15 protein-coding genes are annotated in these 17035 nt (G+C 40.7%); 9 read left to right on the top strand and 6 right to left on the bottom strand.

Annotation, left to right across the window (positions count from 1 at the left end):
- The first annotated feature begins 7 nt into the window (after nucleotides 1-7).
- Nucleotides 8-772 (top strand): hypothetical protein, encoded by a 765-nt coding sequence (locus tag EHQ16_RS13095; RefSeq protein WP_135633897.1) that lies wholly within the window; start codon nucleotides 8-10, stop codon nucleotides 770-772.
- Here EHQ16_RS13095 and EHQ16_RS13090 read toward each other — a convergent pair.
- Nucleotides 758-1690: a bifunctional riboflavin kinase/FAD synthetase gene (locus tag EHQ16_RS13090; RefSeq protein ID WP_135633899.1), complete on the bottom strand. Its 933-nt coding sequence runs from the start codon at nucleotides 1688-1690 to the stop codon at nucleotides 758-760. The genes EHQ16_RS13095 and EHQ16_RS13090 overlap by 15 nt on opposite strands.
- A gap of 36 nt (nucleotides 1691-1726) precedes the next feature.
- Here EHQ16_RS13090 and EHQ16_RS13085 point away from each other — a divergent pair, with 36 nt between their 5' ends.
- Nucleotides 1727-2296: an LIC10729 family protein gene (locus tag EHQ16_RS13085; RefSeq protein ID WP_244242077.1), complete on the top strand. Its 570-nt coding sequence runs from the start codon at nucleotides 1727-1729 to the stop codon at nucleotides 2294-2296.
- A 6-nt stretch (nucleotides 2297-2302) separates the two neighbouring features.
- Here the strand turns inward: EHQ16_RS13085 and EHQ16_RS13080 are convergent, their stop codons facing one another.
- On the bottom strand, nucleotides 2303-2647 hold the full coding sequence (locus EHQ16_RS13080; RefSeq protein WP_135601399.1) for an STAS domain-containing protein: 345 nt from the start codon (nucleotides 2645-2647) through the stop codon (nucleotides 2303-2305).
- Between the two features lie 118 nt (nucleotides 2648-2765).
- Here EHQ16_RS13080 and EHQ16_RS13075 point away from each other — a divergent pair, with 118 nt between their 5' ends.
- The 4 genes from EHQ16_RS13075 to EHQ16_RS13060 are packed head-to-tail and all read left to right on the top strand — an operon-like array spanning nucleotide 2766 to nucleotide 5597.
- Nucleotides 2766-3485: an LIC_12936 family protein gene (locus tag EHQ16_RS13075; RefSeq protein WP_135633903.1), complete on the top strand. Its 720-nt coding sequence runs from the start codon at nucleotides 2766-2768 to the stop codon at nucleotides 3483-3485.
- 15 nt (nucleotides 3486-3500) lie between these two features.
- Nucleotides 3501-4211 carry a DnaJ domain-containing protein gene (locus EHQ16_RS13070; protein WP_135633905.1) on the top strand — a complete coding sequence of 237 codons (711 nt, stop codon included), beginning with the start codon at nucleotides 3501-3503 and terminating at the stop codon, nucleotides 4209-4211.
- A gap of 11 nt (nucleotides 4212-4222) precedes the next feature.
- Entirely contained in the window at nucleotides 4223-5239 is a 1017-nt protein-coding gene (gene manA / locus EHQ16_RS13065; protein WP_135633907.1) for a mannose-6-phosphate isomerase, class I, read from the top strand.
- Between the two features lie 55 nt (nucleotides 5240-5294).
- Nucleotides 5295-5597, top strand: a complete 303-nt coding sequence (locus tag EHQ16_RS13060) for an LIC_10421 family protein (RefSeq protein ID WP_244242076.1) — start codon at nucleotides 5295-5297, stop codon at nucleotides 5595-5597.
- 17 nt (nucleotides 5598-5614) lie between these two features.
- Here EHQ16_RS13060 and EHQ16_RS13055 read toward each other — a convergent pair whose 3' ends face one another.
- Genes EHQ16_RS13055 through EHQ16_RS13040 form a run of 4 tightly spaced genes read right to left on the bottom strand, consistent with a single transcriptional unit; the run spans nucleotide 5615 to nucleotide 9456 of the window.
- Entirely contained in the window at nucleotides 5615-6475 is an 861-nt protein-coding gene (locus tag EHQ16_RS13055; RefSeq protein ID WP_135633909.1) for a pirin family protein, read from the bottom strand.
- The gene (locus EHQ16_RS13050; protein WP_135633911.1) at nucleotides 6472-7536 is read right to left on the bottom strand and encodes a glycoside hydrolase family protein; all 1065 of its coding nucleotides are present in this window, start codon (nucleotides 7534-7536) and stop codon (nucleotides 6472-6474) included. Before EHQ16_RS13050 ends, EHQ16_RS13055 begins: the two co-directional genes overlap by 4 nt.
- Nucleotides 7537-7551: 15 nt before the next feature.
- Nucleotides 7552-8094 carry an SRPBCC family protein gene (locus tag EHQ16_RS13045; RefSeq protein ID WP_135633913.1) on the bottom strand — a complete coding sequence of 181 codons (543 nt, stop codon included), beginning with the start codon at nucleotides 8092-8094 and terminating at the stop codon, nucleotides 7552-7554.
- Between the two features lie 42 nt (nucleotides 8095-8136).
- Nucleotides 8137-9456, bottom strand: coding sequence for an MFS transporter (locus EHQ16_RS13040; protein ID WP_135633915.1), 1320 nt, complete (start codon nucleotides 9454-9456; stop codon nucleotides 8137-8139).
- 47 nt (nucleotides 9457-9503) lie between these two features.
- Here EHQ16_RS13040 and EHQ16_RS13035 point away from each other — a divergent pair, with 47 nt between their 5' ends.
- From EHQ16_RS13035 to EHQ16_RS13025, 3 genes are all read left to right on the top strand, one after another.
- Nucleotides 9504-10478, top strand: coding sequence for a cysteine synthase A (locus tag EHQ16_RS13035; RefSeq protein WP_135633917.1), 975 nt, complete (start codon nucleotides 9504-9506; stop codon nucleotides 10476-10478).
- Between the two features lie 219 nt (nucleotides 10479-10697).
- Nucleotides 10698-16574 (top strand): LamG-like jellyroll fold domain-containing protein, encoded by a 5877-nt coding sequence (locus EHQ16_RS13030; RefSeq protein ID WP_135633919.1) that lies wholly within the window; start codon nucleotides 10698-10700, stop codon nucleotides 16572-16574.
- Between the two features lie 36 nt (nucleotides 16575-16610).
- Nucleotides 16611-17027: a c-type cytochrome gene (locus tag EHQ16_RS13025; RefSeq protein WP_135633921.1), complete on the top strand. Its 417-nt coding sequence runs from the start codon at nucleotides 16611-16613 to the stop codon at nucleotides 17025-17027.
- Nucleotides 17028-17035: the final 8 nt, after the last annotated feature.

The following is a 17035-nucleotide window of genomic DNA, read 5'->3' as shown; positions in this document are numbered from 1 at the left end:
CACCGCCATGAAACCAACCAAAAAAGTATTGGGGGCAGAAGAGTTCTTTCAGATCAAAATCAAATTAGAAAATGAATTGATCCGTCTGGAAGAACTGGAAAGAGAATCAAAAGACCACCTCACAAACATTTTGGGTTACTCAGAAAAGTTGATCCAACTTTCCGAATCTAACGAATCTCCTTATTTTTTACAAAGAAGCCGACGCCTAAATACAGAACTTCATAAGTTCCAAATCAAAAACGAATACAAACAGAAAGAGTTTGATTCACTCTTTCATATTTTAGATAAAATTAAATCGGAAGACAAAATAGAATTTTTAGATTCTGCATTAAAAAATCGAATCACCCGGATCGCAAATCGTATCTCCGACAAAAAACAAACACCAACCCTTTCAAAAAACCTAAACGGAAAAATGATTTTTATCTGTTATGTGTTAGAAGGTGTAAACTTTTTAATTCCTAAAAAGAGTTATCGTATCCTACGAGATATTCCCGCCTTTAAAAAACAATTACGGATAAAAGATAAATCCGTACCCTTATTCCCTGGGCCTGGTTTTGTGTTGATGGAAGAAGGCGAAAAAAAACAAAAAAATGTAATTCTGATGAAGGACAGTTCTAAAAAAGAATTTGGATTTTATTTTGATGAACTGAAAGAAGATTGGGCGGTTTCCAAAACATCCTTAGAAGGTTTATTGGAGAAAGATTCTACCAATGGGCAAATTTTAGGAAAAATCAAACGAAAAGGAAAATTATACCACTTAGTGAAAATCTAAAATTTCAACAGCAGTGGTTCTATCTTTTGTTAGCTGGTCTTTTAACTCATCCAAACCACTAAACTTTTTTTCCTCTCGAATTTTATGAACAATTTCTAATTCGACTTCTTTCCCATACAAATCACCATCAAAATCAAAAACATTCACTTCTATATGGAGTCCCAAACCATCAAAAGTCGGATTGTGGCCAATGTTCACCATTCCTTTATGATCTTTTCCATCAAACTTCGCAAAACAAGCGTAAACTCCAATCGAGGGAAGAAGTTTATCTTCGGGGACTTTTATATTTGCTGTAGGAAATCCAATGGTCCTTCCTCGTTTGGCACCTTCGAAAACAATCCCTGTGATATGATAATTTCTACCGAGAAGGATTTTAGCCTCCTCCATTTCCCCTTTTTCCAAAAATCCACGGATGAGAGAAGAAGAGATTTTGCTTTCTTTTTTTAAAACAGCTTCTTTTAGTTCAACCGCATAACTATATTTAGATTTATTGGAATCGAGTAACGTAAAATTACCACGACGCTGTGCTCCAAAAAAATGATTATAACCGATCACAATATGTTTGGCGTTCAAAGTTTGGATCATGATTTTTTCTAAAAAATCTTCTGCTGACATTTTAGATAGTTCCAAGGTAAAATCCAAAACAAGTAAATAGTCGATCCCAAACCCGCGAATGAGTTCTTCTTTTTCCTTTTCCGAAGATAGATATTTAAAATTAGGTTTTTTACCAAGAACCACAGAAGGGTTGGGAAAGTATGTTACGACTACCGAAGGTAAACCCAGTTCCTTGGCCTTCTCCACAGTACGAAGGAGTAAGGTCTGATGGCCCACATGGATTCCATCAAAGTTGCCGAGAGTCAAAGAGGAGCCATTTCGAAACTCGTTTTGGATCAATTCTAAAGAGCGAATAATTTTCAAAGGGGGACTTGTCTCGTAATCCGATACTTGTACTAGGTGCTTCCATTGAAACTACGAATCCTTCTCCTTACGGCAATCTTTTTATCAAACTTGGTTTCTGTGTTCGCATCCGACTCGATCATTCCCAAACAGGAATTTGGATTGGAAGAAGGTTTACTCCCCGAAGACATTGCCACCTACCCTGAATTAAAAACCTGGGCCATTTACCAATCCTACGAATTGGAACCAGATGCACCCCACCTCGGACTCCAAGATTACATTTGTCGGATGGTTCCAGAAACAGGGCTTCATTTCCTTTTGGAAAAATCCGTTGTTTCGAAATCTACAGTTTATCTCTATTTAGACATAACTCGTTACAGACCCTTAAAAGGTTCCAAATTCAAACCGAGAAAACTAAACATCCTTGTGAATGGAAGGCCCAAACTTTCTATTTATGCGGACAGAAACCAAAGTTTTCCCAATCCCGTCGAAATTTCTCTAGAGCCATCGGAATATCCTGACGGAAAGATCTATGTAGACCTGGTTCCTAGCAATAACTCACTGGGACGGTTCTGGGGGGTTTGGGATGCCTTTGTTTTGGAAAATCGACTGACGAGAGAGGATTAGAAACGACTAAACTGCGTATTTTTCGCGGTATTCGTCTTCACCAATGGTTTGGAAGTAACTAGTTAGGCCTGCCACTTTAAAAACCTTCTCAATCGCCGGTTTCATATTGGCAATGGAGAATTTTCCCTTCAGTTCTTGGACATAATTCAACTGTTTGATGAGCATTCCAATTCCAGAGGAATCAATGTAATTGAGTTTCTCTAAATTGATGATGACATGTAGATTTTCAGTCGGTTGGGTGGGAACATTGGTTTCCAGGAAGTTTTTAAAATCCAGGGAAGTGTAAATGTCCAAACTTCCAGAAATGCTGATCACATAGGCGTCTGCATTTTTTTTTAGATTTATTTCCATGGGAGACCTTCCGCAAGGATCGGGTTTTTGCGTTTTTTATCAACCTTATTTTTAACAAATTAATGATTTCATTTCAAAAGTCGAAAATATATATAGAGTCTACTATCTGGGAGTTCGTATGCGCATCTCGTTTGTCCTAATTTTATCCTTTCTACTCACCGTTGGTCTAATGGCCGCGGATGAAAAAAATGAACCTGTAAGCCAAGCAGATTCTAAAAAGTTAAACCCGGATGGAAGCATTGCTCTCATTCCTTATAACGCCAAACAACAGCAGAAGATTGAAAGAATCGGAAAAGAAGTCGATGATTACCATGCTGTCATCAACGATAAGGTGAAATTCCTAAGTTTCGAAAAGAAAATCAAAGACAGTCGTTATGGCCAAGTCACCAATGCAAGGGAAATCCACCTCCCATTCGAACCACGTTATGTATTACATAGTCGTTTTGTTATGAAATTGAAAGGTGGTGGCGGAGCAGAAGGCGGTGGATTCTCATTAGATGAAATTTCCTTTTGGTCCAGAAAATCACTGACTGAAAAAGGCAAAGACCCCGTGACCACTTACCGTGAATTGAAAAACAATACATCTGGTGGAGTGAAGGGACTTGTTCTTTCTGTTCGCACGGTGACAAATGCTGATGACAACACTCTGAACTTCGAATTAGAGAAAATCCAAAGCCCATGGGAAAGATTACGTTTAGCAACCGCTTACCGAGATAGACTCCGTGAAGTTGCAAGAACCATTGACAGATACATCCAAGCAAAAGGTAGTTTGGAAACTAGAATGGTTTCTGAATCCGTTATGGAAGTATCCGTCAGTGGAGATTTCCAAGAACCATAATCCAATGAGGGTGGCATGAGTTTTTCCATACCACCACAGCAACCTACCAACCTTTACGAAGTCCTAGAGATTCCTTTTGGAGCCACGACGGAAGAGATTAAATCCTCTTTCCGTCATCTGGTGAAACAATTCCATCCAGACAACCCCTTCACTGGCTCCTATTCTAAATTCCAAAGTCTATACTCTGCTTACCAAACCTTGAGCGGTGAAGGACGAAAGTTGTATGATGAAGAATTCAAAAAAAACTACGCACGTGAATTTTTAAAACGTAAACTCGAAGAACATCCAGTAGTCCTACCAGTTTCTCGTGTCCGATTCACAACAGGAATTTTGGAACTCGCCAAACGCGGGTTAATGCGAAAAGGTTTCCGCAACAAAGATAGACGCAAAGTTACAGGAATTGATTATGATTTGATCATTGATTTAAAAGAATCAGAAATTATAAGACCTGTGATTGCTGTCATCCCGCTCACGGTGAGAATAGTTTGCCGCGATTGTATGGGTGGTGACCCACATTGTCCTGCCTGCAGTGGAAGAGGAAGTTACAAAGGATACAAAAATCTAAAGGTAGAATTTCCAAGATCGGCCCTAATCCATGGAAAGGTTTTTGAGTTTGATCTCTCCAAATTCCGACCTGACTCCTTTACCCATTTTAAGAAAAAATACCTAAGGGTGAAACTCTTGGTTCACAAAAATATCCCTTTACGGGTTAGGAGTGCCGTCTAAAAAGGAAATCGATGGAAAAGATTCCCAAAGTCCTATTTCTAAACCCTATCTATAAGGAAAAAATTTGGGGAGGCCGAAAGTTCCAAACAAAACTCGGTCGAAACATTCCAGAAGGACAAATCGGTGAGTCTTGGGAAGTTTCCGTTTACGGATCAGACATTTCTCCCATCCAAAATCCTGAGTTTCAAAATTCACCACTAACAGATCTTATACGAAAAGCACCAAATGAAGTAATAGGCAAACCTTTTGCCAAGTCTAGCCTCCCTTTACTTGTCAAAGTCATTGATGCCAAAGAAAAACTTTCCGTCCAAGTACATCCAGACGATGATTATGCACTCAAATATGACCCTAAATCCAATGGCAAAAAAGAATGTTGGTACGTTTTGTCCGCAGATCCAGGAGCAGAACTCGTTGTTGGATTTGATACAAACACAACCCGCGAAGAATACGAATCACTTGTAAAACAAAATCTCGGAGAAACTGTCCTTCGGAAATGGAAGGTCAAACCAGGAGATGTTTTTTTATTAAATCCTGGTACCATTCATGCTATCGGAGGAGGAGTTCTCCTTTTAGAAGTCCAACAGTCTTCCGATTCTACTTATAGAGTGTATGATTATGGTAGGTTGGGTGATGATGGTAATCCAAGAGAACTCCATTTAGAAAAAGCGCTGGCGGTTTTGAATTTTCAAAACTCTGATGGTACTGAAAAAAAAATCAAAGAACTCATCACTTACCATCCTTTTCCAAGATATCTTTTTACCTCTAATGACAAGTTTCGATTGGAATCTTGGGAGTTTAACCAAGCACAAAATTTCAACTTTTCACCGTTATGCGACCCTGTCACGTTTGGAATTTTTTATACAATTTCTGGATCGGTTTATTTTCCTGAATTACAAAAGTTGGTGGGCCCTAACGAGTCATTTATGATCACAGCTTCTGGTTTTTCAGAAACCATTTCTGCCTTTGCCGAAACTGGAACCAAACTGGCTTTTATGTCAGCTGGTTTGGATCACGTAAAATATCAATAACCGACCCTATTGACAATCTGGTAAAATTGGTATAATAGTCACCAGAGAGGTTACTATGAAAAAAATTATTTCCCTATTACTCGTGTTAGCATCTACATCTGTATTTGCTTTGTCTGAACTGGAAAACTTGATGATTAAAGAGGCAAATTCTCCAGAAAGTAAACAGGCAGCACGTTCCTACTTAAATTCAATTGCGAAAGAGAAGGAAGCCAATGCAGTAAGACACGAAAAAATGGCAGGGAACAATGGTGGAAAAGCAATCAGCCAAGCAAAGTTTAAAGAACATTGCCTGAGCCTTGCAAAAGAATTTCGAGCGGAAGCGGAAGAATACAAAAAAGCCGCAGATGATCTGAAATAAAAATCGATCTTTACCCTTTAGTTGGGCAAAGGAATTCGATCGGTTTCTCCTGGAACTTTTGGAAATTCATCTTTTGCCCATCTTTCCTTTGCTTTTTCAATTGTTTCTTGTCTTGTAGAAACAAAGTTCCAAAATATATTTCTTTTTTCTGTTAAGGGTTCCCCTCCTAGTAACATCAAACGGCTGTTTTGTTTGGCTTTAAATTTTACAGTTGAACCTTTTTCAAACAAAACCATAGATCCTACCGCGTAGGATTCTCCATTGGATTCGATAGAACCACGAGAAACGTAGAGTCCAGCCTCTTCTTTGTCAGACAGAATCCAATCTACCTCACCTGCTTCTGGTTTGATTTCGATGTCAGCATAAAACAAAGGGGAATGGACTGTTGCCGGGGATTGTAATCCAAGGAAACTACCACCTAACAGACGAAACACCAAACCATCTTTGGATAAAACGGGCATTTCTTTTTCTGAAAAATGTTCAAAACTAGGATCTATTTCTTCTTTTTCTTTTGGAAGAGCAATCCATGTTTGTATACCTTCTAATATTTCATATTTGGGATCAAATTTGGAGCGTTCACTGTGTACGATTCCAGAACCTGCCACCATCCAATTGGTTTCATTGGGACGAATGTCCATTTCCACTTTTAAACTATCCCGGTGAGTGATGACCCCGTCGTATAAAAAAGTAATGGTAGCAAGACCAATATGAGGATGGGCACGAACCACAAGTTCTTCACCTGTAACAACTGGCACTGGGCCAAAGTGATCAAAAAAAACAAAAGGTCCCACCGAACGTTTTTCCATCGCAGGAAGAACGCGGCGGATGACGAAATTGTCTCCTAAATCTTTGGAATGTCCTTTGAGTGAATTTGTCATTTACGTTTAGACTTAACCACTTTGGATTTTGGCTTTGCTATTTTCTTTTTTGGATTGGGTTTCTTTTTTTGAATTTGTTTGTTGGATTTCTTAGTAGAAAGATTTGATTCTTCCACCTTACCCACAAAAAGACCAATGGCTTCTTTTCCTTTGGACCAATGTGCCTTGTCTCTCGCATTAAAATACAGGATAAAGATTTTTTCGGCTTCCGAATACTTTACATCACAAGCATAAACATGGCTTGCCTTCCATCCTCGTCCTGTTGGCCCAAGAATCGGTGTTTGGTTGATTCGTTCAAAATTAAGACCATCATCGCTTTGTAAAAAGAGAATGGCAGAACAAGATTCCTTCCTCACTGGATTCCAAAAAATTCCATTTTGAAATCCAAGGTAACGACCTTTCCATTCAATCACCTTTAAGGAACCTGCACCGAGATTACAAAATGGATCCATCTCATTGGGAGAAAGGATGGGATCTGAGAAATAAGAAAATGGTCCGAGTGGGGATTCGGATTCGGCTACAGTGATATGTTTAGGTTCACAAAAACCACAATCAGGAATATAAACCAAGGAAGAAGAAAAGTACATTCTGTACTTTTTGCCAAACTTCACCAAACATGGATTACTGACTGAGTCTCCAAATTTTGGATCTTTATGGAAAGGAAATTTTGGTGAAATGACAGTTTTCGGAGAAGACCAAGACTTCAAGTCTTTGCTCGTTCGCACTTCTATATGAGACTTCCATTTCCGATAAGGAAACCAAGACATTAGGATATGTAAAAATTTATATTTTTCGTAATAGAGATAGTAAGTTCCGTCTTCAAAAAAGATAAAGGGACGCATGGCATTCCACACCACAGTTTTTCTTTTTTTCCATTGAATCCCATCTTCGGAGAGGAATTCTTGCACTCCCAATACATTGTGTGCAAAGAGGTGCCAAAGGCCGTCGGGACAATTTTCAGGAAATAAAAAACTCGGATCCGCCAAAATTGGGGATGGGAATCCGGGTTTTAGAATTGGATCATCTTGGTATAATTGCCAATAGATATTTTGTTTGTTCAATAGAAATGAATATCCTTATTTTTCTAAGACAACTTTAAGGTTGGATAGTCCCTCTTCAAAGTCTTTTCCAATTAATTCTTCAAAATTCATAAAAAGGCAAATCAAATTGGAGGGATAAGGTATAGAACCTTCAAAACCCCAAATGACTTTGGATTTTTTTTGGTCCAATGAAGAGACCTTCATATAACTTTTTTCGGTAGCTTCCATTGGTTCGATGAACCGAAGTTCCGTTTGCATCTCAAGGGCATCCACGTTGATCATTTTGATTTCCTGTTCGCCCGTTCCCACTTCGTTATCCATACTTTCCCAACGAGAAATAAAACCAACAGAGCCGTCTACTCCTGTATAAATTTTCTTCATACTCGGATCTTTTTTGGCCCAAACACTATACTGGTCTTGATTCTTTAACATACGAATATAATCAAATACATCGGAAGCTGGTTTGGCTATATCGATGGTACGTTCCACCTGGTACCCCGTAGGTAGAAAGAGTGCAACAATGAGTGGGATGGCGATAAGGCCAATGATTCCTATAGAAATTTTTTTGCCGAGTGTCATAAGTTAAATATCCTATCTATTTTTTTGATTTAGTCAATTTATTTACCCACGTGGTCGTAAATTCCAACTGAAAACAAGAAGTAAGATGGCAATCAATGTTGATACCAAAATGGCACCGAGAGCCACATCCCAAGAGTAATTGGTAGCAAGGATGGCAAGACCTTTGCCTTGAGCTGTTCGTCCAAGAGATCCAAAAAGACCAATAAAACCCGCGGCAGTACCTACCGCTTTTTTAGAAGTAAAATCCATCCCAGCAACACCTAACAACATAACAGGTGGATAAATAAAAAGTCCGATCAAACCAAATAGTATATAATCAATCATAATATTGCCGGGTGGATTCCATAAAATTCCAAGAAAGGCAAAGAAAATAGGAATGATACAAAGTAAACTTACCATTCCCCTTCTCCCATCGAATTTATCGGATACCCAGCCCATAAGGATTGTGGAACCAATTCCTCCAAATTCTAAAATGAGTGTGGAATATCCACCACCCAAAAGATCAGCCCCTTTTGTTTCTTTTAAGTAAGTGGGGCCCCAATCGATCAAACTATAACGAATGATATAAACAAAAAAGTTAATAATTGCAAATAACCAAATGTATTTGTTAAGTAAAACTTGCTCAACAATCAATTGTTTGGTGGAAAGTTCTGCTTCGTGATTTTCTTTTTCTTCTGGTGGGTAATCATTTCGGTATACTTCGACAGGAGGAAGACCCTCAGATTGTGGTGTGTCAACAAGTCGAATGAATATATAAACTGATCCAACAAGGGCAATGATCCCCGGAACAAAAAAGGCATATTGCCAACCAAACTGCAGTGCCGAATGAGAAGCAACCACTCCGACAAGCCCGCCTCCAATATTATGTGCAATATTCCAAAATGCAAACGTAGTTCCACGTTCTCTTACTGAATACCAATGACCCAGTGAACGTCCACATGGTGGCCAACCCATTCCTTGCACTAAACCATTGGCTCCCCATAAAAAAAGATGAATCCAATAATGATTCGCAAATCCAAATGAAAAATTCAAAATGGCGGTAAGAAACAAACCAACAGCCATAAACTTTCTTGGATTGGAACGATCGGAGAGTGCTCCCATTAAAAATTTTCCAATCCCATAAGTGATGGCAGTCACTGCGAGGATGTCACCTATATCTGCTTTCGAATAAGATAACGCTTCTCCTATTTCTTTGGATACGGGAGAGAAGTTATTTCGAGTTAGGTAGTAGGTCGTATAACCAAGAAAAGTTGATTCCAAGACTCTGAAACGAAATTTCGGATATAGAGATTGGATTTCTTTTTCGGACTTTTTGGGTATGGACGGAGCAGGAGCGAACCACCGGCGAATGGTTTGTAACATAGACTAGGAAGATGAAAGTCTAAAGAGAAGGAGTCAAGTCGATTCTCATGAAAACAAATATTAGAAACGGATTTATTGATACTGTTGGGAACACCCCACTCATACGCATCCATTCACTTAGTGAAGAAACAGGATGTGAGATTTTAGGCAAAGCTGAGTTTTTAAATCCGGGTGGGTCTGTCAAAGATAGAGCCGCTTTGTACATCATAGAAGATGCCGAAAGGAAGGGACTCCTAAAGCCCGGTGGCACTGTAGTGGAAGGCACTGCTGGTAATACCGGAATTGGACTCACTCATATTTGTAATGCCAAAGGTTATAAATCAGTCATCGTTATCCCAGAAACCCAGTCCAAAGAAAAAATTGAAATGCTACGCACGTTAGGTGCCGATGTGACCCTCGTCCCTGCGGTTCCCTATTCTGATCCAGGAAACTATGTACGAGTCTCGGAACGAATTGCCAATGAAACTCCCAATTCTGTTTGGGCCAACCAGTTTGATAACTTAGCCAATAGGAATGCTCATTTTGAAACTACAGGGCCTGAGATTTGGGAACAAACCCAAGGCAAAATCGATGTTTGGACGGCTTCCCTCGGAACCGGGGGAACCTACGCGGGAACTGGCCTCTACTTCAAATCCAAAAATCCGAATATCAAATGCATTGTTGCCGATCCCCATGGGTCTGGAATTTATTCCTTTGTCAAAACAGGACAAATCACCATCGAAGGTTCATCCATCACCGAAGGGATTGGACAAGGTAGGATCACCAAAAATATGGAAGGGATGCCGGCTGACGACGCCATACGGATCCATGACAAAGAAGCCCTGCGGATTTTAAATTTGGTTTTAAAAAAAGATGGTTTGTTTATGGGCGGAAGTGTGGGGATAAACCTTGCTGCCGCTTACCAAATTGCCAAGGATTTAGGCCCAGGCCATACCATAGTCACCGTGTTATGTGACAGTGGAGCCAAATACCAGTCAAAAATTTTCAATCCTGAGTTTTTGGCTTCGAAAGGCCTCAATTAAACCAAACAGACGTTTGTTAATAAAAGAGTTTTAAATGAAACTCTCTCTCAAAAGTATGCGCTAGTTATCGCTATGTACTAGGTTTTGTAAAATTTAATCGAGTCATAGAAACTTAAGGAAAGAAATAATCTGGACTTTATAGATTCTTTCCTTTAAGTATTCGATAATAGAAAGAGTCACAAAAGATAAGGAAAATCTTTTTCTGATCGACGTTACTTTATGAAATTTCTGCCGAAAATATTCATTATTTCCATCATATTACCGCTGTTTGCTTGCCAATTCCCAAGTATCAATCGGTCATTTTTGGAAACCTACACGACTTTTCGTTTTTTACAATCCAACACCTTAACCTATTCTGTTTCTTTCCGTGTATCAGGTCTTATGGGATCCGGACTCCAAATTGAAAATGGCGGCGATGTCGTGGATGTCGCTACCAACCAATCCTATACCTTCTCCAAAAAAATCCAATCCGGTTCCCCTTACAACGTTACCGTGAAAACACAACCTTCCGCTCCCATCCAAAAATGCATTGTATCTTCAGGATCAGGAACCGTGTTAAACGGAAATATAGAAGGGATCCAAATTGTTTGTGGAGATGCACTTTATCTGATTTATGGAACGGTCACAGGGATTCTGGGGAATGGGCTCCAAGTACAAAATGTAACTGGTGCAGGCACTGACGTAATCAATGTCAATTCCACAAGTTTTTCTCTCCCACCCATCCCTGCTGGTGAAACTTATAATTTTAGCATCATAAGCCAACCCACTAATCCAAGCCAAACTTGTACGATCACAACACCGGCAATGACGACAGGAACTATGGCAGCAGCACACTTACCTGCTACTATCAATTGTAATACCAATTCCTTTCCCGTAAACGCACAAGTCACAGGGATTTTAGGTACTCTTTCTGTAGGGAACGAACTCAAACTGACGTTAGATGGTTCTAACACAATCAATGTAACTTCCGATGGAACCTTTGCCTTTCCTGGAACCTATTTGAGTGGGGGAACATTTTCCATTGGAATTGATAACCCAGGTGGTATCATCACCACGGGAGTTTGTTCGATCTCCACAAGTTCCGTCACAATTGCCAATGGAGCTTATACCATTCCTGTCAATTGTAGTAATGCCTATCTCATTAGCGGGACTGTTTCGAGCCCAGGGGGAACTACAACGAGTATCCTCAGTAATTCTGTAACTTTGGATTTGGTCAATACAGGGGGGACTCCCTTTGTATCCCAACAAGTCACGATCAATGCAGGAGTGACAAACTTTACCTTTCCCGCAACAATCCCGGGTGGATCCAATTACCAAATTGCGGTGGCTACTTCAGCACCTAACCAAGTATGTACGATTACCGCCGGTGCCACACATTCAGGGACTGTTTCCGATATGGGAACCGCCGTAGTGAATTGTAGTTTGCCTACTGCTAATTTTTCACCTGTCACTGGATCTGTTTTTAATGATGATGGAACGGTGACCCTCTCCACTCTCATCCCTGGTTCCGAGTATCGTTATACTTTAGGAAACGGAGGCCAAGTGGATCCCACCTGTTCTACAGGAACAATGACAACATCAACAGTTCCGATCACGGATACAAACTCCGGTGTCATCAAAGCCATCCATTGTAAAACGGGTTGGGTGGAATCTCAAGTTGTAAGTTCAACCTACACTTTGAAAGTTGCTACACCAACTCCTAGTTTGGCGACAGGTTTCCTATTGAACTCAGGCCAAACTGTGAGTTTTTCGACCACAACGACAGGAACCACATGGGTCTGCCAAGAAGGGGCCGCGGGAACTCCCACAGATCCCGTTTGTGGAATGACGGCAAATACTTGTTCTTCGGGAACAGCAGGGAACTATGTTTTCCCTACTCCTGGTTCTTCTCAAAATGTAAAGGCGCGAATGTGTAAAGTAAACTATGTGGGAAGTGATATCTTAAACCTAAACTACCAACCCAATGTGTACACAGTGGGTGGAACCATCAGTATGCTTACCATTCCTTTTGGAGTGAATACCTTTGTTTTACAAAATAATTTGGGTGATGATTTGACCATTGCGGGGAATGGAACATTTACCTTCAACACAGCCATTCCGACTGGTTCCAATTATTCTGTAACCGTTCTCTCTAGTCCACAAAACCCTTGGCAAACTTGTAGTGTAGGCAATGCAACTGGAACCGTTGGTTCGACGGCCATCAGCAATGTTTCCATCATCTGTTCGGTCAATCAGTATAACATGAGCGGGAACATCACAAGTACGGTTCCTTTACCTTTAGGCCTCACTGTTACCAATGGAATCGATTCCATCAATGTTCCTGGTGGCTCCACATCCACTCCCATTTCTTTTACCACTCCCGTTGCGAGTGGAACTGCTTATGACATTAGCATCACGGCAGAACCGCCGGGATATGTTTGTGCCATCGAGTCCAACCATTCGGGAACAATACTCGGAGCTAACATTACCAATGTGGCAGTGAACTGTGTTGCAGGATATCGGTATGGAAATACCATCACCGCAAAAAAACCAGCACCTTTGCAGATCCATTACTACCGGGGTCTGGTGAATACGGCAGCTGGACAAACTACAGCTGGATCCACAGATGCGACGGGAACCTCCGCGACGTTCTCCAGTATTGGTGGGATTACTTTTGATGGAACTAGAGGATTCATTGTTGATTCAGGAAATCATAAAATTCGAATCTTCACTCCTAGCACAGGTGCAGTGACATCCCTTGTAGGAAATGGAACTCCTGGCAATACAGCGGGATCAGGCGCTGTCAGTGCTTTCAATTTTCCAAGAGGAATCACAACCGATGGAACCTATCTTTATGTTACAGAGTTCACGGGAAATCGAATCAAAAGAGTTTTGATTAGCTCTGGTTTCACGGAAACATTTGCCGGAGACAATTCAACTCTTTCGCCGACCAATGCCAATGTGGATTCCACAGATCCTACACTCGCAAGGTTTGCTTCTCCTACAGGAATTGTTTTCGATGATGACAAACTATACATTGCTGACAGAAACAATTCAGCAATCCGCATCATGAAACTTAGAACCAAAGAAGTTTCAACACTCACGAGTGGTGGCGATATCAACCAACCAGAAGGAATTACAATTTCTGGTGATTATATTTATACAACCAACCTGGGAACTCATAACATTACAAAAACTCATAAAAACACTGGTGTCACCACAATCCTTGTTGGCAACACCAGTACTGGATTTGTTGATGCTACAGGAACTAACGCCAGCTTTGTGATGCCACATGGGATTACTCATGATGGTATTTTTTTATATGTAGCAGATTATGGAAACCATCGCATCAGACGTGTCCATATGGCAACGGGTGAGGTGATTACCATTGCAGGTTCCGGTGGGACTGGTCTTGCGGATGGGGAAGGTGTGAATGCAATCATCGACTCTCCGATGTACATTGCAAACATTGGAAATATTTTAGTATTTGGAACCGCACATGCACTTAGGTCTCTCAATGCCTCTGGACTCTTAGCCTATTACCCTCTGAATGGATCCGTTCAAAATTATGTAAATAGCCAAACCATCACTGCTGTGGGTAGTCCTGGATTTGGACTCGGCCGATTTGGAGAAACTACGGGAGCCGCAGCCACGTCCACAGGCAACGCAGGGATTGCACCTTTACCTGCCGGTTCAGTAAACAACATCACCATGACAGCTTGGTTTCAATGGGATGGAACAAGTCCTGCTTCCTCCAAGGTCATTGTTTATAATGGAACAGCCAGTGCCAACGGTCATGGACTCATTATCACGAACGAAAACCAACTCGGGATCCTTAGGGGAGGGAACCCTCTTGATCCTGTTCCTATGAATGTCATCCCTGGACAATGGACACACGTAGCCATGACAGTGGATAACAACAACGTTTACCGCATTTATATGAACGGTAATTTGGTGTTTCAAAAACAATTTTCAACCAACGCACCAACGGGAGATTTTTCCATCGGTGTTGCTTCTCTTGCCAATTTTTTTCCAGGACGGATTGCGGATGTTCGGTATTATTCCAAAGTATTAAATGAAGCGGAAGTGAATGACCTGGCTCGAAACGCTGATTCCGCCCTTGTTGGAAACTCTTATTCCTCACGGCCCATCGAACTCTTAATGCAATATGAAATGAACGGGAATTTGAATCCTACAGGCCCGGTAGGTGGAACCCTTTCCATGTATGGGAGTTTCACTGGATTTGCACCAGGTCGCGATAGAAGTCCGGGTTCTAGTATTCGATTTATAGCAGATAATGCAGGTTATGCGAATGGAGCAGAACTCGGATTACCATTGGGCCAACACCCAAGGAGTGTTTGTGTCTGGGTGCATCCAGAAAGATATCCAGTCAATGGAAATGATAACTCACCTATTTTTTCTTACGGGGCTCCTGGTGGCAATTCGGAGTTTATTCTTTCCTTATTTAAAAATGCTGGTGGATCCAATGTCATTCGATTTGGAGGTTTGGGAAGCGGTGAAGTATTTACAACATACTCAATCCCTATCAACCAATGGTCGCATATTTGTGGAACCTTTGATGGAACTGTCGGAACTGTTTACAACAATGGAACTGTGATCGCTGGCCCGTCCAATATCGCAGGTCTTGTCACAACAACTCCAGGAACAGGTATTTATGTTGGAAAAGTTATGACATTCGCAACTCAGAATTTTGCAGGTAAAATGGCTGATTTACGAATTTATTCCAAAGCCCTCGACCAAAAAGAAGTTAGGTTGATTTCTGCACAAATTCCTGTGGGCCTTGTCGCTCGTTTTGATTTTAATAATAACCTCCAAGATGTCAGTGGAATGGGCAACCAAGTGACCAATATGGGTGTAGGTCTTTTTACTGATCGATTTGGAAATGCAGCAAGCGCCATTATTACCAATGGAACTAACTATATAAATATTTCCACAACCGACACCCATTTGCCTAAAATCAAAAAACCACGTACTATTTGTGTGAATTATAAATCCAATTTAACAGACCCCGGCACAATGGTGAGTTATGGTCAGGCTAGTACCGATAATATGATTTCACTGGGTACGGCAAATGTTGGGAGTAAATACCTTTTTTCAGGATATACAAATGATGTAGAAGGATATTATTATAACCATCAAAATGTATGGCACCAACTTTGTGGTGTATTCCATGGGCCAACAAACGGTGACTTGGCGATGTTATACCACAATGGAGTTTTACTTGATACTCAAATTAAAAATACTTGGAATACAACACCAACTGCCTTCACAATTGGAACGAGAGCCGATCTCACCACTAATTTTACCGGATTCATTGACGATGTATTGATTTATAACCGAGCTTTAAGTACAAATGAAATCCAAGCCCTCTCCGGATATGATCCGAGACAAGTGGTTTCATGGTCACCTACATTAGGTCTTAGCAGTTTAAGACTCCACCTAAGTGCCGATAGTTTATCAAACCAAGGAAACGGCACACCCATTACTACATGGCATGATCGCAGTGGGAATGCGGCATCCTTTTTTAATGGACCCGCAGCGCCTACATACAACAATGTGGGCTACAATGACAAACCATCAGTCAACTTTATTGGTGCTAGTTCCCAGTATCTCTATAGAGGAACAGCCCTAGACCTTCCCTTCAACAACTCCACTTTCTTTTTGGCATTTAGCCGAACCAATGTTACCGATGGCCCGTTATTAGAATCAGCGGCTGGAGGTGTATCCTACCACTTACAAAGCAATCGGGTGCATATGACAAAACTAGGATTTGGTGATGTTGGTTATAGCAGTCCAATCTTTTCCGGGACACTCACTCCTTATTTAATTGCCGTTGAACACCTAGGAGCTACCCAATTCGGATTATTTTCCAGCGGACTCAGTAATGGATTCACAATGAACACGGCACAAACTTTTACGCAGAACAATGTCTATTTGGGAACTGATGCCTCAACCACTAACTATTTCTCTGGCCATATCAGCGAAGTCATTTATTATAAAACTAGTTTAACCAGTGCAGGCAGAGAAATTGTTTTTTGTTACTTGTCGCAAAAATACAATTTAAGTTTGGCTGGATCAGGAATTCTTTGCGAATGATCTGGTTTATTGGCTAAAAGTTTAGGATAATTTATTATGATTCAGTTTGGAAAATCAAAGGTTTTCAAAAAAACTTATTTTGTTTTATTAGGATTGGTTTGTTGTTCCTTTATCTTTCCTCATTGTTCGCCTGAAAATGAATCACCAATCAAAGAACCACCTCCTCCTCCGGCCGTGACCGTTCCTTTTCCCGAAGCGATGTATGTACAAAATGGATGTGCTGCCTGTCATGGAATGGTGGGTAATGGAAGGGGAACCAGATCACACTTGTTATCCAACTCGCGTGTTCCGAACTTTCAAGACAAGTCTACATACATTTATGGATCTACAAAAGAAGCCATAGCCAAAACCATTAAAAACGGAATTCCAGGAACCTATATGAAAGCCTATGCACATATGCGAAAACAGGAAATTGATGCAGTGGCAGAATACATCCAAAAGATGCAAAGATAACCTTAACG

It is taken from the genome of Leptospira kanakyensis (assembly GCF_004769235.1).
Lineage (GTDB): Bacteria > Spirochaetota > Leptospiria > Leptospirales > Leptospiraceae > Leptospira_A > Leptospira_A kanakyensis.
Note: the sequence above shows the minus strand (reverse complement) of the source record. Positions and strands in the feature narration are given on the sequence as shown.